Below are 20,396 nucleotides of genomic sequence, written 5' to 3'. Positions count from 1 at the left end.
CTGGTGTCCCGGTTCAGCCGGTGGGGTGGCTGTCGTGTGCGTGCCGGTGGGCGTGCTCCCGGTCCGGCTCCTCGTGGGTGCCGTGGTGCGCGGTGGCCTCGGCGACCTTCTTCAGTGCGGAGGCGGTGGCGGTGTCGCCGACCTTGGCGGGTTGTTCGTGGACGTGGTGTTCCGGCCGGTCGTGCCGGTAGTGGGACGCGGCGAGTCTGCCGCCGGGGCCGTACGAGGAGGTGTCCTGGTCGTCCGGCCGGTCCTGGGCGGGGCGGTGTTCACCGGTCGTGCCGGTCGTCCCGCCGTTCGCCGACGCGTCGTCGGGCCGCTGTCCTGGCCTGGGCTGGGTCAGCCAGGCGACGGCCGCGCCGGTCAGCGCCACCGGCCACTCCACCACTCCGGCCACGCCGAGCACACCGGCACCGGCGTAGACGGCCATCCGGCGGCCGCGTGGTGAGACCGCGCCGATGCGGTCCAGGGCGTCTCCGGCGATCTTGCCGACCTGTTCCGCCCCGGGCACGTGCTTCAGGCCCGAGGCCACGGCCCGCAAGGGCTGCGGAAGATCGGACGAACGTGAGGGTTCCTGGTTCATGTCGACCTCCACAAGCGCGTTGTCCAGCGGCTTCAACCGGTTTCCCAGCTCTTTGCCCCATATTCCGCCTTTGGTGGAGCAAGCGCTTTTCTTGTTCGGCCGAGGGCGGCCGAGGAAGGTCCGCGGGGGTTCAGACGACCGTCTGGCCGTCGTGGATCCCGCCCTCGCAGCGCTTGGTGTACGACTCCGATCCGTTGCCCACGGCGGAGATGATGATCATGCCGCCGCCGGCGATGCACTGGCTCGCGGTGACGTCCGCGGGGCGGGCGGCGGCGTGGGCGGGGACGGTAGGCGCCGCCAGGACCAGGGCGGTGAGCAGGGCGTACGGCAGCTGGCGCATGGGTGCTCCTCGGGAGGTGCGGGCGGAGTGGGTGCCGTATCAGCGTCGCCAGGCCGGGCGGGGGCCGCCACCCGGGAGGAGGGTCCGGGTGTCCGGTAGGCCGATCGATGTAGTCGTCGCCTCGGCGCACAGCACGATGTGCGGCGCCCGGCGGCGGGGCGAGCATGGTCCGCGGACGTCCTCCCGTACCGGCCCCTCGTCTGCCCGAGGAGAACTCGTCATGCCCGAAACGCCCAGGGCGCGCCTGCCGCGCCGTACCGCCGTCGCGACCGTGGCCCTGCTGGTCGCCGCCACCGGAACGACGGCGGCCGCACAGCAACCGGCGCCGGTCGCGGATCTGCGCGCCGATGTGAACCAGGACGGCCGTGTGGACGTCGCGGGGACGTCCGACGAGGCGGGCGAGGAGGCGTGGCGGCCGGGACGCGGCGCGGTCTTCCTCGCCAACGTCGACGACGACTCGCGGCGCTGCCGGATGCGCCCCGGTGACCTGGACCGGATGGACCCGGAGGTGGACGAGCGGCTGGCGGCCTGCCACGACGCGGCGGACGAGCGGGTCAACGGGGTGCGGGACGAGGCGGATCTCGCCCCGTTGCGCATCCCGCCGTCCCGGGTCGGCGAGAGTGCCTCGGGGAGGGTGGAGGTGGCGGCGGCGCAGGCGCCGTACGTGCGGCTGTTCGTCCGGCGCGACGGGGTGCTGCGGGTCCTGCGCGGGCCGCTGACCGCCCGGGAGCTGCGGGCCGGTGCCGAACTGGCCCTGGAGGGGCGGGACATCGTCCGCGACCCGCGGCGCTGGGACGGCGAAGTCACCGTCACCCTCACGGTCACCGACCGCGGCCGTACCTCCTCCGACCGGGTGCGTCTGAAGGTGGCGCCCGTGCTGTTCCAGCACGACCTGCAGCGCGCCGAGCGGGTCTTCGCGGCCCGGCCGGGCCCGGGACGCGGTGTCCCGCCGGGGCCGTGGAGCGTGGGCGAGGCCTACCGGCCGCGGGAGTGGCGGCCGTTCGCCTCCTCGCTGGTGCGGGCGGCCGAGGCCGCGGGACTGCCCCGGCGGGACGTGACCTTCACGGCCGGTACGGAGCAGTGGTGGCGGGACATCTGGCGGCAGGACATGGTCGAACCGGCCGTGGCGAGCGTCCCGGCACCCGGCGGCGGGGAGCACCGCATGCGGGTGCTGCTGCGCGCGCCGGTGCTGTGGGCCCCGCCGGAGGGCGCCGAGGCCACGCTGAGCAGGTCGGCGCGGCTGCTCTTCCGTGACTTCCGGGGGCCCGATGTCGGGGTGGTGCAGCAGTTCACGCCGGGACGCGGGCCGAGCGGTGTCGACCTGCAGAACTTCACCGGCAACTTCGAGTCGGTCCCGCCGTACGAGGGCCACCCGCACGGGCGGGTCCTCTACGGCACGGCCCCGCACCGGGCGCCCGATCCGGCGTTCGTGCGGATGATCGAGGCGCAGCGCAGTCAGCCGTCGATCACCATCGACACGTCGTGGCTGCTGGTCGGCCACGTGGACGAGACGGTCCACGTCGTGCGGGCCCGCAACGGGCGCGGCTGGACCCTCGCGGTCGCCGATCCCCGTCAGGCGGTGGAGCTGCTGCGGCAGGCGCGGCGGGCCGGGGAGGGCGGGCAGCGGATGTTCGCCGACACGTCCGCGGAGCGCACGCCCACGGTCGACGCCCTGCTGGGCGACGAGGACTTCCTCGCCGGCAACGAGGAGGCGGCGCGCCGCATCGACGACCAGCTCGCGGTGCTGCTGCGGGAGACGGGCCTGTCCCGCGACGACCTGGTCCGCCTGCCCGTGCTGTACGCGATGGCCTCCGTGGCCCCGGGCGAGCCCGAGGGCGCCATCGCCTACTCCCCCAGCCTGGCCAACGGCCTGTCCCTGACGGCCCGGGACTACGCCGCGCCCGATCCGCACGGGCCGAAGGTGCGCGGCCGCGACCTGTTCCGCGCCGCGGCCGAGGAGGCCCTGGCCACCGGCGGGGTCCGGGTGCACTGGGTGGAGAACTTCGCCTGGTCGCATCTGGCGGGCGGCGAGGTGCACTGCGCGACGAACGCCCTGCGGGACACCTCCGGCGGCGTGCCCTGGTGGAGCACCGGCCCGGGCCGGTGACCGGGACCCGGCGCACTTCGGAAGCCTTCCGTGTCGGCCCGGGAGCGCCGGGTACTCAGAGCAGGCAACGCAGGCCGTCACGGGTCCGGGCACCGCACGGCAGCGGTGTCCGGTTCGGCGAATGGAGTGGTCATGACGCAGAACGGTGATGACGTGACGCTCGTCCGGCGACCGGGTGTCCCCGACCTCCGGCGGGCGCCGGAGTCGCCCGAGCCCGCGCCACCCCAGGACCCGCAGGCCGACGAACCGCCCCAGGAGCTGCCCCTGGACCGCAACCAGGCGATCCTGGAGGCGGCCAAGCAGGTCGGTGCCCTGCTGAAGCGGAAGGGGCACCTGTTCGCGCTGGCCGGGAGCGTGGCCGCGTACGCCCACGGCGGCGAGAAGAACCTCCAGCACGACGTCGACTTCGCCATCCGGCCCGAGGACGCGGACGCGGTGGCGGCCACGCTCCGCGAGGCGGGGCTGACGGTCTACACCCCGCCGGAGGACTGGCTGATCAAGGCCACGTGTTTCGGCCAGCCGGTCGACATCATCTTCGAGCTGGCGCACCGGCCGGTCGGCGTGGACATGCTTCAGCGGGGGGAGGAGCTGTCGGTGGACTCGGTGCGGATGCCCGTACTGGCCCCGACCGACCTGCTGTGGAGCCTGATCGCCGCGTTCTCCGAGCACCACTGCGACTTCGGCGCGGCCCTGCCCATCGCGCGCGCCCTGCGGGAGAAGGTGGACTGGGAGCAGGTGCGGCGCGAGTGCGGGGACGAGCCCATGCCCGCGGCCTTCTTCTTCCTCCTGGAGCGCCTGAACGTCATCTGAAGGAGCACCCCCATGAGCACCCACGGTTCCCAGGACACGGGCGGCGAGACGCCGGCCGAGAACCTGGACTACCGCATCGCCCACCTCCAGGACCGCCTCGCCTCGGGCGAGCTGGGGGAACTGGGCGTCCGGGTCGAGGCCCGCGGCCAGTCGGTGCTGCTCACCGGCACCGTGCCCTCGGCGCCCTGCCGCGACGAGATCCTGCGCACCGTCAAGGAGGAGTTCGCCGGTGTCCCGGTGCACAGCGACCTCGTCGTCACCGAGGCGTCGTCCCCCGACCACGCGGAGGAGCTCGCATGATCCGCATCGCAGCCGTCGGAGACATCCACATGGGGCCCGACAGCCAGGGCGTGCTCCGCCCCGCCTTCGAGACCCTGCCCGAATGCGCCGACCTCCTGCTGCTGGCCGGGGACCTCACCCGGCACGGCACGCCCGAGGAGATGCGGGTGGTGGCCCGGGAGGTCCGCGACCTCGGCGTCCCGGTGGTCGCCGTCCTGGGCAACCACGACCATCACGACGACCGGCCGGACGAGGTCTCGGCCATCCTGCGGGACGCCGGCACCCAGGTCCTCGAGGGGCAGGGCACGATCGTGGAGAGCGGCGGGGCGCGGATCGGCGTGGCCGGCACCAAGGGGTTCGGGGGCGGCTTCGTCGGCCGCTGCGCCGGGGAGTTCGGCGAGCCGGTCATGAAGGAGTTCGTCCGGTACTCGCGCCGGAGCGCCGACGCCCTGCGGACCGCCCTGGAGCGGCTCGGCGAGGAGGGCTGCGACGCGCGGATCGCCCTGACCCACTACTCCCCCGTGGCGGAGACGCTGGCGGGCGAGCCGCTGGAGATCTACCCGTTCCTGGGCAGCTACCTGCTGGCCGAGGCGATCGACACCGCCGGCGCCGACCTCGCGGTGCACGGGCACGCGCACGCCGGCACCGAGCACGGCATGACGAGCGGCGGCGTGCGGGTGCGCAACGTCGCCCAGCCGGTGATCGGGCGGGCCTTCCACGTCTACCACCTGCCGGTCCGGGAGCCCGCGACGACCGGGGCCGCCGCACAACAAGCCGGATAGACCGACCCGTTCTCCCACCGCCGCCGGCGTCTCGCCGGCGGCGGTTTCCGTGGTGCGCCGCCGCCCGGTGCGCTCCCCCGTACCCCCTCTGGTGTGAACCCCCCGCACGTCGTACCGGTTTCAGGCATTTTGTCTGCTTAGCATGCGAGCTCCGCGCTCCGCACGTCGGCGATGTCCCCACGCGTCCGCGTCGGGGCGCCCTGCCCCGTACGAGAGGACACCAGATGGCGCTGACGGGCCGTCAAAGACCACCGTCCGAGCATGCCTTCTCCCCGCACGACGCCGTACTGCGCACCGCGGCACCGCATGTCGCCCGGCGCCGCTTCCTCACCGTCACCGCGGCCGCCGCGATGCTCGCCTTCGCCACCAACCGGCCGGCCCGGGGCGCCACCGCCGCCCCGGAGCTGGACGCGGCCCGGATCACCGACGACCCGTTCACCCTCGGCGTGGCCTCCGGCGACCCGCTGCCCGACTCGGTGCTGATCTGGACGCGGCTCGCTCCCGAGCCGTTCGCGGAGGACGGCGGCCTGGGGCAGCAGCGGGTCGTCGTCTACTGGGAAGTCGCCATGGACGAGTGGTTCGCCTTCGTCGAGCACCGGGGTGTCGCCACGGCCCACCCCGAGTACGCCCACAGCGTGCACGTGGACGTCAAGGGCCTGATGCCGGACAGCCAGTACTACTACCGGTTCCGGGTGGGCGCCTGGATCAGCCCCGTCGGCCGCACCCGGACGGCACCGGCCGAGGACAGCGACACCGACGGCCTGCGGCTGGCCGCGGTCGCCTGCCAGGCCTACCAGGACGGCTACTACACCGCCCACCGGCATCTGGCGCAGGAGGACGTCGACGTGGTCTTCCACCTCGGCGACTACCTGTACGAGTACGCGGTGGACTCGGCCGGCGGGGCCCGCCGCTACACCGACCGCAAGCTGCCCGACGTGTTCAACCGCGAGACGACGACGCTGGCGGACTACCGGCTGCGCTACGCGCTCTACAAGAGCGATCCCGACCTGCAGGCGGCGCACGCCCAGCACCCGTTCGTCGTCACCTGGGACGACCACGAGACCGAGAACAACTACGCGGGCGCCGTCGACGAGAAGGGCAGTCCCCCGGAGCAGTTCCTGGTGCGGCGCGCCGCCGCCTACCGGGCGTACTGGGAGAACCAGCCGCTGCGCGCCGACCAGTTGCCGCAGGGGCCCGACGCCCGGCTGTACCGCCGGCTGGCCTGGGGCTCGCTCGCCCAGTTCGACATCCTCGACACCCGCCAGTACCGCTCGGACCAGGCCTACAACGACCGTCCGCACGCGCCGGGCACCGAGTCGGACGACCCGGCCCGCACCCTCACCGGCGACGCCCAGGAGCGCTGGCTGCTGGAGGGCTGGCGGACCTCGCGGGCGCTGTGGAACGTGATGCCCCAGCAGGTGTGCTTCTCCCAGCGCAAGTTCGACCTGACCTCGCCGGCCCGGGTCTCCATGGACGCCTGGGACGGCTACCGCGCCTCCCGCAACCGGGTCATGGCGGGTGCCAAGGCGGCGGGCCTGGACAACTGGATGGTCCTCACCGGCGACGTCCACGTCGGCTACGCCTTCGACATCAAGGAGGACTTCGACGACCCGGCGTCGAAGACGGTGGGCACGGAGTTCACCTGCACCTCCATCGCCAGCGGCGGCAACGGCGCCGAGAAGCCGAGCGACTGGGACACCTACATGAAGGCCAACCCGCACATGAAGTACTTCGACGGCCGGCGCGGCTACGTCCGGGTCGAGCTGGGCCGCGAGAACGCCCAGGTCGACTTCCGGACCGTGTCGGCCATCACCACGCCCGGGGGCGCCGTATCGACGTCCGCGTCCTTCGTCACGGAGGTGGGCTCGCCCGGCCTGAAGTCCGCGTGAGGCGACCGACCGTACTGCACTTGGCGCCCTTCCCGGCACCAAAGCGCGAAACGGCGCGGCCCGGGACATCACGCCGGGCCGTTCCGGCAAGGCCTCTGCCGGAGCTTCACCGTGATCGACATCCGTACCGGACACCGTGACCGAAGGAGACACATCGCATGGTTCGCATGGTCCACAGACCTGCCGTGACGGGTCGCCGGGCGGCCCTGGCCGCGCTCGGCGCGCTCGCCGCCACCGCGCTCCCCGCCGCCGCGGCGGCCGAGCCGACGCCCGCGGCGGGCCCCCTGCCCTCGGCGGCCCAGACCCTCGGCGCCGACCGGCCGTCGGCCCAACTGCTGCGGGCCCTGGAGCGCGACCTCGGACTGACCCCGGCCCAGGCGTCCCGCCGGCTGGTCAACGAGGCGGAGGCGGGCACCCGGGCGGGAAGGCTGCGCAACGCCCTGGGCGACCGCTTCGCGGGGGCCTGGCTGCGCGGCACGACCTCGCAGGAGCTCGTGGTGGCGACCACGAGCGCCGCGGACGTGCCCACCATCAAGGCCCAGGGCGCCAAGGCGGCCGTCGTGAAGAAGACGCTGCGCGACCTCCAGGTCGTGAAGCGGAAGCTGGACGCGGCGGCGGCCCGGGTCAGCACCCGTGACACGCCGCTGTGGTACGTGGACGTCCCCGGGAACCGGGTCGTGGTGGAGGCCGGGAACAAGGCCGCGGCGGCCGCGTTCGTGAAGGCGGCGGGCCTCGACGCCAAGAGCGTGGGCGTGAAGGTGACGGCGAACCGGCCGCGCCTGATGGAGGACGTCACCGGCGGCGACGCCTACTACATCGACGGCACCGCCCGCTGCTCCGTCGGCTTCTCCGTCACCAAGGGCGAGCAGGCGGGCTTCGCCTCGGCGGGCCACTGCGGGAAGCAGGGCGCGAAGACGACCGGGCACAACAAGGCGGAGCAGGGCACGTTCCAGGCCTCCACCTTCCCCGGCAAGGACATGTCCTGGGTGGGCGTCAACGACCAGTGGACGGCCACCCCGAACGTGAAGGGCGAGGGCGAGCAGAAGGTGCAGATCACCGGCTCCGTGCAGGCGCTCGTCGGGGCGGCGGTGTGCCGCTCCGGCTCGACCACCGGATGGCACTGCGGCAAGGTCGAGCAGCACGACACCAGCGTCAGCTACGCCGAGGGCAAGGTGGACGGGCTGACGCAGACGACGGTGTGCGCCGAGCCGGGCGACTCGGGCGGGCCCTATGTCGCGGGCGTCCAGGCGCAGGGCGTGACCTCGGGCGGCACGGGCGACTGCAAGAACGGCGGGACCACGTTCTACCAGCCGATCAATCCGCTGCTCAGCGAGTTCGGCCTGACCCTGAAGACCGCCGAGGCCGAGTCCCCGGCGCCGCAGGACAACGTCGCGCAGACGTGGGCCGCGGGGCGGGTCTACGAGGCCGGTGTCACGGTGAGCCACGCGGGTGTGCGCTACCAGTGCCTGCAGACCCACCAGGCCCAGGGCCCGTGGGCCCCCACCCGGACACCGGCGTTGTGGCAGCGGGTGTGACGCAGGGCCAGGGCTGTCCGGCGCCGGTGCGGCAGGTGCCGCCGGCGCCGGGCGGGGCCCGCTACTCCTCGGCGAGCAGCGCGTACGCGGTGGCCACGAACGGGTCGTGGGCGCGGAAGCGGCGGGTGCAGACGGCGGCCAGGGCCGTGCCGGTGCCGGGGTGGAAGCCCAGGAACGCCTGCTGGCCGAGGGTCGCGCCGCTGTGGAAGTACATCGGTCCGCCGTCGGCCGGGTGACGGAACCAGGCGAGGGTGTGCACGTGCCGGTGCCCGAGGCCCCGGCGGAGCACGGGCCGGCGCACCGCGCGCAGGGCGGGGGCCAGGTGCGGTGGCGCACCGGCCGGGTCCAGGTGGGCTTCGAGGAAGGCGAGCAGGTCGTGCGGCGTGGCCCGTACGGCGCCCGCCGCCTGGAAGCCGCCGGCGTCGAAGGGGGGTACGGGTGTCCGGCCGTCCTTGCCGTGTCCGGGGGCGTCGCGGCCGGAGTCGTCGGCGCGCAGGGCGGTGTCGTGCAGGCCGAGCGGGCGCAGGACCTGGCCGGTGAGGAGGTCCTCCCAGGGGGTGCCGGTCGCCGCGGCCAGGGCGTGTCCGAGGACGGCGACGCCGAAGTTGGAGTAGCGCCACCGGGTGCCGGGGCGGTGGCGCGGCCGGTGGCGCAGGAAGGCGTCGACCACCCGGGCGGCCGGGAAGCGGGCGTAGGGGTTGGTGTGCCAGGCGGGCAGGCCGCGGACGTAGAAGCCGGCCGGGAGGGCGGGCAGGCCGGCGGTGTGGGTGATCAGGTGGGCGAGCGTCACCGGCGTGGCGTCGACGGGCCGTCCCCCGTCGAGGAGGGCGGTGGCCGGTTCGCCGCCGGACAGCTCGCCGCCGTGGATCAGCCGGGCCAGGAGCAGGCCGGTGAACGTCTTGGTGGCCGAGCCGATCTCGTAGCGCAGGGTTTCGCGGGGAAGCGGCGGGGGTCCGGCGGTGCCGCCGCTCACGACGGTGCGGTGTCCGTTGCGGGAGAGGGCGAAGACGGCGTCCGGGGCGTCCGCGGCGGCGACGGCGTCCGCGAGCCGCGCGGCGAGTGCGCCGTCGCCCGGGGGCGCGGGCCGGGTTGTCCGGAGGGCCCGTCCGGGGGCGGCCGCCTGTGCGGCGGTCTTCTCCCCGTCGGGGGCGTCGCCCGGCCAGAAGGTGTGCCGGCGGCCCGTCATGACGCGTGCGACAGGGCGGAGAGCGCCCGGGACGTGGCCAGGAACGACGCGAACGCGGCGACCAGGGTGGGGTGGTAGACGATGTCGAACACCTCGTCCGGATCGCCCTCGGGCATCGTGCGGATCGCGGGCATCGCCCCGTCCGGCTGCTGCGCGGCGGCGAAGGCATGCCAGGCGGCCTCGTCCAGGGTGGGGCGGGGCAGGCAGGCGTCGACCACGAGCAGTTCGCCTAGCAGGTCCCAGCGCCGCAGGTCCAGCCAGTCGTCGATCCAGGCCGGCAGCCAGGTGGCGAGGTAGTCGGCGATCCGGGGCGGCAGGCCGTCCGGGTTCTCGCCCCAGTCGGTGAGGTGGAACACCGTGTGCGTGACGTCGTAGGCGGTGTGGCCTTCCACGGTCCAGGGTTCCGGGGTGCGGGCCAGCCAGGTCGTGCCCACGAGGTCGGCCTCCGGCGGGCGGGGCGTGAGGCCGTAGCGGCGCTGGAACGCGGACAGGCCCAGTCGGCGGGTCGGGGTGGTCTCGAAGGCCACCCAGCTGTCCAGCCGGTGGTTCAGCGCGACGGCCCGCTCCAGCTCCGGTTGGCTGTAGCCCAGTTCCTTGAACGGGACGTACACCTCGAACGGGATGGGGGACGCCGGCTCCGTGCGCTGCCCCCGCACCAGCATGCGGCCGCCGTCCAGCGTCTCGCGCCAGACGTGGTCGAGGAGCCGGCGGGCCAGTTCCGCCTGACGCGATCCCGCCACCCCCTCACGGAAGAGGACGCGGCAGATCAGGGCGAGTTCGCCGAGGGGCTTGAACCGCTCCAGGAAGCCGATCTCCGGGTCCACGTCGGGTTCCAGCCGGAAACCGTCCCGGTGGGACCACAGCCATTCCAGGGCGCGGGTCCCGACGTCGTGGATCAGGCGGGTGTCGGTCATCCCAGCACTCCTTCCGCACCGTGCCGCCGGCGGGTGCCGGCCGGGGTGCCACCGTCGAGCCGCCCGGTGGTCAGGGACGCCGCGAAGACGGTCATGAGGGTGGAGTGGTAGTGGCGGACGAAGTCCGGGTCGCCGTCGTCGCTGTCCCCCACCTCGGGCAGCGCACCGGAGGGGTGCTGCGCCGCGGCGATCCGCTCCCAGGCGTCCTGGAGCACGGCGGGTCCGGGCAGCTCGGGCAGGCTCGCCGCCACGGCCAGCAGCTCGCAGCCCAGGTCCCACATGCGGGCGTCCAGGCAGGTGTCGAGCCAGGGCGGCAGCCAGTCGGCCAGATAGGCGGCGAGGTCCGGTGGCAGGCCGGCGGGGCCGACGCGCCCCCAGTCGGTGAGGTGGAAGACCACGTGGGTGAGGGCGTATCCGGAGTCGCGTTCGAAGGTCCAGGGTTCCGGCAGTCCGCCCAGCCAGGTGCTGCGCAGCGCCCGCGGCATGCCGTCCGAGCGGCGGACGCCGGTGCGTTCCTCGGCGTTCAGGACGCCGAGCCGCCGGGTCGCCGGCTGCTCGGTGAGCTGCCAGCCGCGGGTCCGGGCCACCACGGTGGCGGCCGCCTCGTAGCCGGGGTGCCGCAGTCCGGTCGAGGCGAGGGCGGCGTACACCTCCAGCGGGTAGGTGGCGAAGGGCTCCAGCCGCTGGAGGCGGACGAGCAGCTCGCCGTGGCCGGTCTGCCGCCAGGCGAAGGCCAGCAGGTCGGCCGCGCGGGCGTGCAGCGGGTCCGAGGGTGCCGTGTTCCGGGCGACGGCCGCGCACATCAGGGCGAGCTCGCCGAGCGGTTTCCAGCTGCGGTTCACCTCGCCGTCGGCGGCCAGCGCGTCCTCGCCCAGCGCGAAGTCCGCCCGGCGCGCGGACACCCAGTTCAGCGCGGCCTCGGCCGGCTGCCTCATGAGCCGGGCGTCCAGGGCGGCCGTCACGCGGGCGCTCCCGTCCGGGTGAGCCGGGCCGCCCGGACCTGCAGGGCCACGAGCGGGTCCTCACCGCCCATCAGCTCCACGAAGTCGAGGCCGGTGTCGAGTCCCAGCGTGTCCGGGACGCCGTCCAGCAGCGTCAGCCAGCGTCCGGCGCCGGCCGCCTGCCGCCAGTCCCGGCGGCGCACCGCGCGGACGAAACCCCGGGCGAGGTCGAGCGGGCGGCGCCCGGCCACGCGGGCGACGGCGCTGTCCTCGCCGGGCAGGGCGAGCGGGGCCAGTACCGCCAGCTGGTGGGTGAGGGACTGCCAGCTCGCACGGGCGAACCCGTCCGCGTCGGGTTCCTGGCCGTACGCGGGCCCGTCGAGGAAGGTCGGGTCGAGCCGCCGCAGCGTGCGCCGCATGGCCCAGTGACTCCACACGACGGTGGGGGCGGCGTCCGCGCGGGGCGGGTAGGCCTCGACCGCCTTGCGGAAGACGGCGAGTTCGTCGGGCAGGGGCGGGGCGTGCAGCAGGGTGCTCGGCAGCAGCGCGTCGGCTCCCAGCACGCGCACGGCCGCGACGGCGAGGCCCTCGGCTTCCCCGTCGACCGCCCAGGGGGCGGTCGCGCGAGCGTGGTCTCCGCTCCGAAGAGCGGAGACCACACCGGAAGCGAGGTCCCGCACCGCGCCCTGCAGGAGGGTCGAGGTGCCAGACTGCTCCATGGACTACTCCTGTCGGTCCGTTCAGCCCTTCTTCGGGCGCGGGGTCGGCGGCGACAGCAGCAGCTTGGTCGCTCCTGACTGGAGCGCCAGCGCCGCGCACTCACGGCTGTCGCGGTAGACGCCGTCGACTTCGGCCGGGTCGAGTGCCGCCTCGATGTCGACACTCGGAACACCGGTCAGTTCCTCGATGACCTTTTCCTTGGAAGGCATAGCACCATCTCCCTGAGCTGAAGCGAGTACCTTCACCTTCCGGATCTCCGGAATCGGACAAAGCATGCCAACTTTCTCAGAATTCACTTCAATCACATTTTCAACATCTCGGTCGTGAGTGGTTGAGCCCTGGCTGGATCTCGCGGGGGTGCTCATCGCCGGGCCACGACCCGCAGCGTGCGGACCGAGGAGTCCGCCGCGTCCGGGATGAGGACGCCGTGCTCGACGCCGCTGCGCAGGTAGTCCAGGACCGCGTCGGTGACGACCTCGCCGGGTGCCACCACGGGGACGCCCGGAGGGTAGGGGCTGATCATCTCGGCGGCGATACGGCCCGCGGCCCGCTCGGCGGGCACGTGCTCGACCGGTGCGAAGAACGCCTCGCGGGGCAGCATCGCCTGCTCCAGTTCCAGCGCCGAGGGCTCCGGCAGCCGGACCGGCGGCCGCCGTTCGACGGAGTCGGCGTGCTCGACGAGCGCGCGCAGGGCGTCCACCAGGACCCGCTCGGTCTCGTCGTCGTCGGCGTGGGTGATCGAGGCGCTGACCCGGCAGCTGTCCGAGCCGCCGACGTCCACGTGGCGGTGGGCGCGCAACCACTCCGCGGCCTGCATCCCGCTCATGCCGAGCTTGCGCACGTCGATCACCAGCTTGAGCGGATCGAGGTCGGCGGCGAGCCCCTCCTCCACGACCTCCCGGCCCATGGGCCGCAGTCCGGGCAGGTCGGCGACGGCGGCCCGGAGGCGGTCGGCGCGGCGGATCGCGGCGTCCAGGAGCTCGTGCCCCTGCTCCACCATCTGGCGGCGCCAGCCGTCGAGGGTGGCGTACACGAGGGAGGAGGCGCTGGTGGTGCCGAGCAGGTCCTCCCGCTGCTTGAGGGCCTCGGGCGACACCCGGTCGTACTGGAGGTGGAAGACGGAGCTCTGCTCCACCGCCCCGCCCATCTTGTGCACGCTGGTCACGACCAGGTCGGCCTCGGCGTCCATGCCCCAGGCGGGCAGGGCGGGGTGGAACGGCAGGTGGGCGCCCCACGCCTCGTCGACGATGACGGGCACGTCGAACTCGTGGCACACCCGGGCCACTCCCCCGATGTCCGCGCAGGAGCCCCAGTCGGTGGGCGTGATGAGCAGCATGCCCTTGGCGTCGGGGTGCTCCCGGAGCCGCCGCCGGACGTCGTCGGGCTCGGGCGGGTGGGCCAGGTGGCGTTCGGTGTCGAACTTCGGGTGCACCCAGATCGGCTCGACGCCGTTGACGACGACGGCCGCGACGACGGACTTGTGGGCGTTGCGCGACAGCAGCAGTTTCTCGCCCGGCCCGGCCACGGCCAGCATGGCGGTCTTCACGGACAGGGAGCTGCCGCAGGTGGAGAAGAACGCGTGCTCGGCGCCGACCGCGTCGGCCATCAGCTCCTGGGCCCGGCTGAGCACGCCCTGCGACTGGCGGCGGTCGTCGAGTCCGTTGAGGGAGAGCACGTCGGAGCGGAACACGTCGAGCCCGACGATCTCGGCGACCCTCGGGTCCACTCCCCTGCCCTGCTTGTGGCCCGGCGGGCCGTAGGCGATGTCGCCGCGGCGCCGGAAGTTCTCCAGCGCCTCCAGCACGGGCACGCGCGAGTGGTCCATGGTTCCTCCCAGGTCCGGCCCGCCCGGCCGCCGCCGCGGCGTCCACGCTGTCGTGGCCCGGCGGGTACACCGACCGTGTTGCACCGGGGCACCGGTCGAAACGGGGCGGGTGTCGCGGCGGCGGGCGGTGAAACCCGGCCGGGAGCACACCGGAACCGGCGGTGGAGTCCGGCCGGGCCCCGGGGGCACACCGGCCCCCGGCCGGCTCTCAGGGACGCCCACCGCACCCGCCGGCGCGCAGGGACGCCCACCGCACCCGCCGGCCCTCAGGGACGCCCACCGCACCCGACTCCGAGGAGACCCCGTGGCCCGCACGCTCGACGACGTACACCAGGCCCTCCGCGAGGAGGTGGCGGCCCGGGCCGACGCGCTGTGGGACGTGGCCCTGCGCCTGCACGCCGACCCCGAGTACGCCTTCGCCGAGCACCGGGCGGCGGCCCTGCTCTCGGGCGAGCTGGAGCGCGCCGGTTTCGCCGTGGAGCGCGGCGTGGCGGGGATGCCCACCGCGTTCACGGCGCGCTCGGGCCGGGGCCGGCCCGCGGTGGCGCTGCTCCTGGAGTACGACGCCCTGCCCGGCCTCGGCCACGCCTGCGGCCACAACCTCATCGCGGCGGCGGGCCTGGGCGCCGCGCTGGCGGTGGCCGCCGTGCCGGAGGCGTCCGCCGGGACGGTGCTGGCGGTGGGCACGCCCGCCGAGGAGGGCGGGGGCGGCAAGGCGATCGAGGCGGACGCCGGGGTGTTCGACGGCGTCGACGCGGCGCTGATGTTCCACCCCGGCGTGTACGACTGGGCCCGGGCGCCGCTGACCGCGCAGGTGCAGTACCGGGTGGCCTTCCACGGCCGGGCCGCGCACCCCACGGGCAACCCGACGGAGGGTGTCGACGCGCTCGCGGCGCTCGTGGAGCTGTTCAACGTGCTGGCCGCGCTGGGGCAGCGGCTGCCGGAGGGCTCGCACGTGCAGGGCATCGTCACCCACGGCGGCACCGCCACCAACATCGTCCCCGAGTACGCGGAGGGCTTGTTCGGGCTGCGCGCCGCCACGACCGGGGCCTTGGAGGACCTGGTGGAGCGGCTGCGGGTGTGCGCCGAGGGGGTGGCCCGGGCCACCGGCACCACCGCCGAGGTGGAGCGCGCCACCGTGCGCTACGAGCACTTCCGGGACAGCGCGCCGCTGTCCGAGCGGTTCGCCGCGCACCTGGCCCGGGCCGGGATCCCGCTGTCGCCGCCCGCGCCCGGCGTGTTCCTGGGGTCGTCCGACATCGGGAACGTCAGCACGCGGGTGCCCGCCATCCACCCGTTCGTCGCGATCATGGGCGAGGACGGCTCCGACCACACCCCGGAGTTCGCCGCGGCGGCCGCCTCCCCCCGGGCCCGCGAGGTGCTGGTCGCGGCGACCGGGGCCCTCGCCTGCACCGCCGCCGACGTGCTGCTCTCCGAGGGGCTGCGTAAGGAGGCGTGGGCGCGGCACCGGACGGCCCGGACCGGGTGAGTGCTTCCCGGCCAGGTGGGGAACCCGGCGAGCGCTGGACCCACCGACACCCCTGGAGAGGGCCATGAGTCTGTTGCGTGTGCTCGGCCGCCCCATGCTGGCCTCGATGTTCCTCGCGGGCGGCCTGAACTCCGTCCGCGACCCCAAGGAGGTCGCCGACGCCGCCGAGCCCGTCGTCCAACCGGTCACCGAGCGCGTCTCGGCGCTGCCGGACCGCACCGAGCAGGTCGTACGGCTGAACGGCGCCGTGCAGGTGGTGGCGGGCCTGATGCTGGCCACCGGACGCATGCCGCGCCCGGCCGCGCTCGCCATCGCGGCGACGCTGGTGCCCACGACGCTGGCGGGGCACCGCTTCTGGGAGGCGGAGGACCCCTCGGAGCGGGCCCAGCAGCGCATCCACTTCTTCAAGAACATGTCCATGCTCGGCGGGCTGCTGATCGCCGCCGACGACACCGGCGCCCGCCCCTCGGTGCTGTGGCGCGGCACGCACGCCGCCCGCGGCCTGCGGCGTGACGCGGGCCTGGTGCGGCGTTCCGTCCGCACCACCGCGCGTCCGGCCGCCGCGGCCGCGCGGGTCCGCGCCAAGCTCCCCGCCTGACCCCCGGCGGGCTCGTACGGACCGACCGCGCGTTAGCCCCTGGGGGCCCGGGGGACCCGGGGGCTGGAGGTGAAGGACATGGGACACGGAGGAAACGTCATCGACGAGCTGGTGACCGATCACCGCGAGGTCGAGGAGATGTTCGGCAGGATCGAGGCGCTGCCGTCCGGTCACCAGGACCGCAAGGTGTACGCGGACCAGGTCACGATGGAGCTGGTGCGGCACTCGGTGGCCGAGGAGGCCTACCTCTATCCGGCCGTGCGCGAGCACGTGGCGGGCGGCGACGCCCTGGCCGACCAGGAGCTCCAGGACCACGCCACGGCCGAGCGGATCATGAAGGACCTGGAGGGCTGCGACGCGGGCGACGCCGACTTCGACCGGCTGATGGGCATGCTGATGAGCGAGATCCGCTCGCACATCGCGGACGAGGAGGGGAACCTCTTCCCGCGGCTGCGGCAGGCCTGTCCGATGGACACGCTCAACGAGCTGGGCGACAAGGTCCGCACGGCGAAGAAGACCGCCCCGACCCGGCCCCATCCGGCGGCTCCCGACAAGCCTCCGGCGAACAAGCTCCTGGCGCCCGGCACCGGCATGGTCGACCGGTTGCGCGACGCGCTGAGCGGCCGGGGGAAGTTCGAGTAACCACCGTCACAGCGTGAGATGAGGGCCCGTCGCCTCGGGGACGGGCCCTTCTCCGTGTTCTGTGGCCGTCGTCACGCGACGCTCTGTGGTCGCCGTCACGTGACGACGGCCATGATCGACGACTGTGATCAACCACACTCACGGCCCCAAAGTCCCCGGAGCCGTGGGCCTTTGGGATGTGCGGGAGTCGTGGACGAGGTGTGGACGGAAACGACTCGGGGTGCCCCTCTGTCACGATGGTCGGCGCCGTACCCGGCGAGGGGAGCCACCGCGCAGCGCAGCCGGTGCCTCTCGTTCTCCTCGCCCCTCCTCCTGCTGAGTCCTCCGACTCGTCTTGCGAGTACCGCACTGTGTCTTCGTCGCCCTCCCCTGCCCAGCCCGCCTCGCGCTCGCCCTGGCGGTCGCTGAGGTACCGCAGCATGCGCTGGTGGTCCGTCGCGAACTTCGTGTCCAACGCCGGTACGTGGATGCAGCTCACGGTGCAGAACCTGCTGGTCCTGCAGATCACCGGGTCCGCCGCCGCGACCGGCCTGTCCATGTCCGTGCAGGCCGCCCCCGCCCTGCTGATGAGCGTCCTGGGCGGTGCGGCCGTCGACCGGTGGCCCCGGAAGCTGACGGCCGCCGTGAGCCAGGCCCTGCTCGGCGCGATCGCGTTCACCACGGCCGTCCTCGTGGCGCTGGACCGGCTCGACATGACCTCGCTGATGGTCCTGGCCGCCGTCACCGGTGTCGTCGCGACCGTCGACAACCCGGCGTGCGCGCTGCTCGGCAACGACCTGGTCCCGGCGGAGGACGTGCCCTCGGCCATCGGGGTCGGGGCGCTGGTGCACCAGGCGGGCCGGCTCGTGGGCGCGGCGCTCGCCGGTGTCGCGGTCGGGTTCCTCGGCACCTCCGCCGCGTACTTCGCCAACGGGCTGTCGTTCCTGTTCGTGGCGTCGGTCATCCCGTTCCTGCGCCCGGCGGCCGGGGCGGTCCGGCACGTCGCCGCACCCGGCAAGCGCACCGGCTCCGAGATGAGCGTGCGCGAGGGGCTGGCCTTCTTCGCGCGCCGGTCGCGGCTGGTCGCGCTCGCCGGCGTGACCGGGATCAGCGCGGTGTTCGGCCGCAACTACGGGCTCACCCTCGCCGTGCTCGTCACCGGGCCCCTCGCGGGTGGCGCCGGTTCCTTCGGCACGGTGTCGACCGTGCTGGCGATCGGCGGGATCCTCGGCGCGGTGCTCGGCGCCCGGCTGCGCCGGCCGTCGGTGCGGCTGGTGGGCGCGCTGGCGGCGGCCGGTGGGCTGCTCCAGGTGGTGGCCGGGCTGTCGCCGTCGCTGGTCGTACTGATCGCGCTGGTGCTGCCGATGGCCGTGGTGGAGTCCGTCTCCGACACCGCCGGTACGGCCGTCCTGCAGACCGACCCGCCCGCCCACCTGCGCGGACGCGTGCTGGGCGTGTGGGGCAGCATCGGCACGGTGTGGAGCCTGGGCGGTCCGCCCGCGCTCGGCCTGCTCATGGAACTGGCCGGGGCCCGCGGTGCCCTGGTCACCGGCGGGCTGCTCATCGCGGGTGCGATCGGGGCGGGCTGGCTGCTGCGGCAGCGCAGGGCCGCGGCCCCGGTGCTGCTCCGCACGGAGGAGGGCGACGTACCGGCCCTGAGCAAGGCGGCCTGAGGGGCCCCACCGGGGGCTCCTGTCAGGACCCCGACGGCCTGAGCGCCCCTGCCACCGCCTTCGCCGCCCTGCGGGTCAGCAGGGTCGTGGAGCGGCCGTCGAGGTACGGCAGGACCACCGCCTGCCCGCCCCAGCTCCGCAGGACCTCCGCCTCGGGCAGGTCCTGGACGGAGTAGTCGCCGCCCTTGACCCACACATCGGGGCGCAGGCGCGCCAGGACCGCCTCCGGGGTGTCCTCCTCGAAGACCACGACCGCGTCGACGCTGCCGAGGGCGGCGAGGACCCTGGCCCGGTCCGCCGCCGGGTTGAGCGGGCGCCCCGGGCCCTTGCGGCGCGTGACGGACGCGTCGGAGTTCAGGCACACGATGAGGCAGTCGCCGATGCGCCGGGCGCTCTCCAGCAGGCCGACGTGCCCGGCGTGCACCAGGTCGAAGCAGCCGCCGGTGGCGACCACGGTGCCGCCGCGGGCCCGGACGCTCTCCGCGAGTCCGAACGCGTCGGTCGCCGGGTCGTCCGCGGGGCCGGGTGCCGGCGGGGTCCGCCACAGGTCGGGGTTGCCCGCGCCGCCCGCCGCGACGAACGCGGCGGCCTCGGCCACGGCCCGTTGCAGCGCCTCCTCGGGGAGCAGGCCGTCGGCCAGGGCGGCCGCCGTCGTCGCGGCGAAGCAGTCGCCCGCGCCGCACGGGTCCCCGGCGGCCCGGTAGGGCACGGGGACCAGCATCGGCGTGCCGGCGCCGGGCCGGGCCAGCAGCACTCCGCGGTCGCCGAGGGTGATGGCCACGCCCGCCGCGCGCCAGCGCTCCGCGAGCCGCGCCCCGCGCTCGGCGTACGCGCCCAGCGACGTTCCTCCGGAGCCGGGGTGCAGGGCGTGTGCCTCCGCCGCGTTGGGGGTGACCAGCCGCGCTCCGGGCACGGGCGGGTCGCCCTGGGGGTGCGGGTCCCACACCAGGGGGGTGCGGCGGGCGATGTCCTCGAGGTACGGCCGCAGGGCGCCCGCGGTGTGGCGGCCGTAGTCGGCGACCAGGACGGCGTGCGCGTCGGCGAGTGCCGCGCGGACGGCGTCGTCGGGTTCGCCGGGGGTGCCGCCGCCCCGGTCGATGCGCACGACGGGCCGGCCGCCCGCCAGGACCCGGGTCTTGACGGGCAGGGTGCCGTTCAGCGGGATCTCCAGCAGCCGGACCCGGCCGCGCAGGTCACGTCGTACCGCCTCGCTGGCGTCGTCGTCGCCGAGTGCGGTCACCAGGACCACGTCGCGGCCGCCGCGGGCGGCGAGGGCGGCGGCCAGTCCGGCTCCTCCGGGGTGGCGCCGGTCGCCGGTGACGTCGACGACGGGGGCGGGGGCGTCCGGGGAGAGCCGGGTGGAGACGCCTTCGATGTCCTCGTCGAGGAGGACGTCCCCGACGACGGCGAGCGGTTTCGGCCCGGTCATGACGTGCTCCCGTGGGTGAGGACCGTGCGGCGTGCGAGGGGTGTGGACACGGCCGTGTCGAAGCATTCGCAGAGCAGGTGGACGGCGACGAGATGGGTCTCCTGGACGTTCGCGGAGCTGTCCGCGTCGACGCACAGGGCCTCGTGGGCGGCTTCCGCCAGGGGGTTCGGACCACGTCCGGTGAGCGCCCACACGCGCAGCCCGGCCTGCCGGGCGGTGACGGCCGCCGCGATGAGGTTGGCGCTGCGGCCGGAGGTGGACAGCAGCATCAGGATGTCGCCGGGGCGGCCGTGGGCGGTGACCTGGCGGGCGTAGACGTGGTCGAAGCCGTAGTCGTTGCCGATGGCGGTCACGCTGGACGTCTCGGCGTGCAGGGCGAGCGCGGAGTAGGCGCGGCGCTCCTGGCGGTAGCGGCCGACCAGCTCGGCGGTGAGGTGCTGGGCCTGGGCGGCGCTGCCGCCGTTGCCCGCGGCGAGCAGCCGGCCGCCGCCGGAGAGGACGTCGGCGAGCCGGCCGCCCCAGTCCGCGATCCGGTCCAGGCCGTGCCGGCGGAACCGGCCGAGGGCCTCCTCCAGTGACTCGCAGTGCCGACGCGCGGCGTCGAGGGCGGGGTGTGCGGGGTGTTCGTCCATGCGGATCGGGCGTGCCGCCGCCGGGGCGGCGGGCCCACACCTC

At 74.6% G+C, this 20,396-nt stretch carries 20 protein-coding genes; 10 read left to right on the top strand and 10 right to left on the bottom strand.

Features of this window, described 5'->3' with window-relative positions; genetic code table 11:
• Nucleotides 1-13: 13 nt before the first annotated feature.
• Nucleotides 14-583: a hypothetical protein gene (locus ABZ386_RS33415; protein WP_356617661.1), complete on the bottom strand. Its 570-nt coding sequence runs from the start codon at nt 581-583 to the stop codon at nt 14-16.
• 130 nt (nt 584-713) lie between these two features.
• Nucleotides 714-923: a hypothetical protein gene (locus ABZ386_RS33410; protein WP_114249972.1), complete on the bottom strand. Its 210-nt coding sequence runs from the start codon at nt 921-923 to the stop codon at nt 714-716.
• Between the two features lie 220 nt (nt 924-1,143).
• Here ABZ386_RS33410 and ABZ386_RS33405 point away from each other — a divergent pair, with 220 nt between their 5' ends.
• The 6 genes from ABZ386_RS33405 (at nt 1,144) to ABZ386_RS33380 (ending at nt 8,325) form a co-directional block, all read left to right on the top strand.
• Nucleotides 1,144-3,030 carry a protein-arginine deiminase family protein gene (locus ABZ386_RS33405; RefSeq protein WP_355724333.1) on the top strand — a complete coding sequence of 629 codons (1,887 nt, stop codon included), beginning with the start codon at nt 1,144-1,146 and terminating at the stop codon, nt 3,028-3,030.
• A gap of 132 nt (nt 3,031-3,162) precedes the next feature.
• Nucleotides 3,163-3,840, top strand: coding sequence for a hypothetical protein (locus ABZ386_RS33400; protein ID WP_351345722.1), 678 nt, complete (start codon nt 3,163-3,165; stop codon nt 3,838-3,840).
• A 12-nt stretch (nt 3,841-3,852) separates the two neighbouring features.
• Nucleotides 3,853-4,140, top strand: a complete 288-nt coding sequence (locus ABZ386_RS33395) for a BON domain-containing protein (RefSeq protein WP_114249975.1) — start codon at nt 3,853-3,855, stop codon at nt 4,138-4,140.
• Nucleotides 4,137-4,901 (top strand): metallophosphoesterase, encoded by a 765-nt coding sequence (locus tag ABZ386_RS33390; protein ID WP_351345718.1) that lies wholly within the window; start codon nt 4,137-4,139, stop codon nt 4,899-4,901. The genes ABZ386_RS33395 and ABZ386_RS33390 overlap by 4 nt, the downstream gene beginning before the upstream one ends.
• 224 nt (nt 4,902-5,125) lie before the next feature.
• Nucleotides 5,126-6,790: an alkaline phosphatase D family protein gene (locus ABZ386_RS33385; RefSeq protein WP_351345715.1), complete on the top strand. Its 1,665-nt coding sequence runs from the start codon at nt 5,126-5,128 to the stop codon at nt 6,788-6,790.
• A gap of 167 nt (nt 6,791-6,957) precedes the next feature.
• The gene (locus ABZ386_RS33380) at nt 6,958-8,325 is read left to right on the top strand and encodes a carbohydrate-binding protein (protein ID WP_351345712.1); all 1,368 of its coding nucleotides are present in this window, start codon (nt 6,958-6,960) and stop codon (nt 8,323-8,325) included.
• A 61-nt stretch (nt 8,326-8,386) separates the two neighbouring features.
• Here the strand turns inward: ABZ386_RS33380 and ABZ386_RS33375 are convergent, their stop codons facing one another.
• The 6 genes from ABZ386_RS33375 to ABZ386_RS33350 all read right to left on the bottom strand — a co-directional run bounded on the left by ABZ386_RS33375 (nt 8,387) and on the right by ABZ386_RS33350 (nt 13,911).
• Nucleotides 8,387-9,511 (bottom strand): serine hydrolase domain-containing protein, encoded by a 1,125-nt coding sequence (locus ABZ386_RS33375; RefSeq protein WP_356617660.1) that lies wholly within the window; start codon nt 9,509-9,511, stop codon nt 8,387-8,389.
• Nucleotides 9,508-10,425, bottom strand: a complete 918-nt coding sequence (locus ABZ386_RS33370; protein WP_351345706.1) for a hypothetical protein — start codon at nt 10,423-10,425, stop codon at nt 9,508-9,510. The genes ABZ386_RS33375 and ABZ386_RS33370 overlap by 4 nt, the downstream gene beginning before the upstream one ends.
• Nucleotides 10,422-11,360, bottom strand: coding sequence for a hypothetical protein (locus ABZ386_RS33365; protein WP_351346030.1), 939 nt, complete (start codon nt 11,358-11,360; stop codon nt 10,422-10,424). The genes ABZ386_RS33370 and ABZ386_RS33365 overlap by 4 nt, the downstream gene beginning before the upstream one ends.
• A 23-nt stretch (nt 11,361-11,383) precedes the next feature.
• Nucleotides 11,384-12,085: a hypothetical protein gene (locus tag ABZ386_RS33360; RefSeq protein WP_358967304.1), complete on the bottom strand. Its 702-nt coding sequence runs from the start codon at nt 12,083-12,085 to the stop codon at nt 11,384-11,386.
• Nucleotides 12,086-12,106: 21 nt separating this feature from the next.
• Entirely contained in the window at nt 12,107-12,295 is a 189-nt protein-coding gene (locus tag ABZ386_RS33355; RefSeq protein ID WP_114249982.1) for a hypothetical protein, read from the bottom strand.
• A 152-nt stretch (nt 12,296-12,447) separates the two neighbouring features.
• Nucleotides 12,448-13,911 carry an ornithine decarboxylase gene (locus ABZ386_RS33350; RefSeq protein ID WP_358967301.1) on the bottom strand — a complete coding sequence of 488 codons (1,464 nt, stop codon included), beginning with the start codon at nt 13,909-13,911 and terminating at the stop codon, nt 12,448-12,450.
• Nucleotides 13,912-14,215: 304 nt separating this feature from the next.
• On the opposite strand from ABZ386_RS33350, the gene ABZ386_RS33345 reads away from it, so the two are divergent.
• The 4 genes from ABZ386_RS33345 (at nt 14,216) to ABZ386_RS33330 (ending at nt 18,292) form a co-directional block, all read left to right on the top strand.
• Nucleotides 14,216-15,400: an amidohydrolase gene (locus tag ABZ386_RS33345; RefSeq protein WP_358967299.1), complete on the top strand. Its 1,185-nt coding sequence runs from the start codon at nt 14,216-14,218 to the stop codon at nt 15,398-15,400.
• A 64-nt stretch (nt 15,401-15,464) separates the two neighbouring features.
• Entirely contained in the window at nt 15,465-15,998 is a 534-nt protein-coding gene (locus ABZ386_RS33340) for a DoxX family protein (protein ID WP_351345694.1), read from the top strand.
• Nucleotides 15,999-16,076: 78 nt separating this feature from the next.
• A complete protein-coding gene (locus ABZ386_RS33335) occupies nt 16,077-16,640 on the top strand; it encodes a hemerythrin domain-containing protein (protein ID WP_114249986.1) in 564 nt (187 codons plus the stop codon).
• A 350-nt stretch (nt 16,641-16,990) separates the two neighbouring features.
• Nucleotides 16,991-18,292, top strand: coding sequence for an MFS transporter (locus ABZ386_RS33330; protein WP_358967296.1), 1,302 nt, complete (start codon nt 16,991-16,993; stop codon nt 18,290-18,292).
• A 22-nt stretch (nt 18,293-18,314) separates the two neighbouring features.
• Here the strand turns inward: ABZ386_RS33330 and rfaE2 are convergent, their stop codons facing one another.
• Together rfaE2 and ABZ386_RS33320 are read right to left on the bottom strand one after the other, a co-directional pair.
• Nucleotides 18,315-19,721, bottom strand: a complete 1,407-nt coding sequence (rfaE2, locus tag ABZ386_RS33325) for a D-glycero-beta-D-manno-heptose 1-phosphate adenylyltransferase (protein WP_351345688.1) — start codon at nt 19,719-19,721, stop codon at nt 18,315-18,317.
• The gene (locus ABZ386_RS33320; protein ID WP_351345685.1) at nt 19,718-20,353 is read right to left on the bottom strand and encodes an SIS domain-containing protein; all 636 of its coding nucleotides are present in this window, start codon (nt 20,351-20,353) and stop codon (nt 19,718-19,720) included. The genes rfaE2 and ABZ386_RS33320 overlap by 4 nt, the downstream gene beginning before the upstream one ends.
• Between the last annotated feature and the right edge of the window lie 43 nt (nt 20,354-20,396).

The organism is Streptomyces sp. NPDC006140 (assembly GCF_040628815.1).
Taxonomy (GTDB): Bacteria; Actinomycetota; Actinomycetes; order Streptomycetales; family Streptomycetaceae; genus Streptomyces.
Note: the sequence above shows the minus strand (reverse complement) of the source record. Positions and strands in the feature narration are given on the sequence as shown.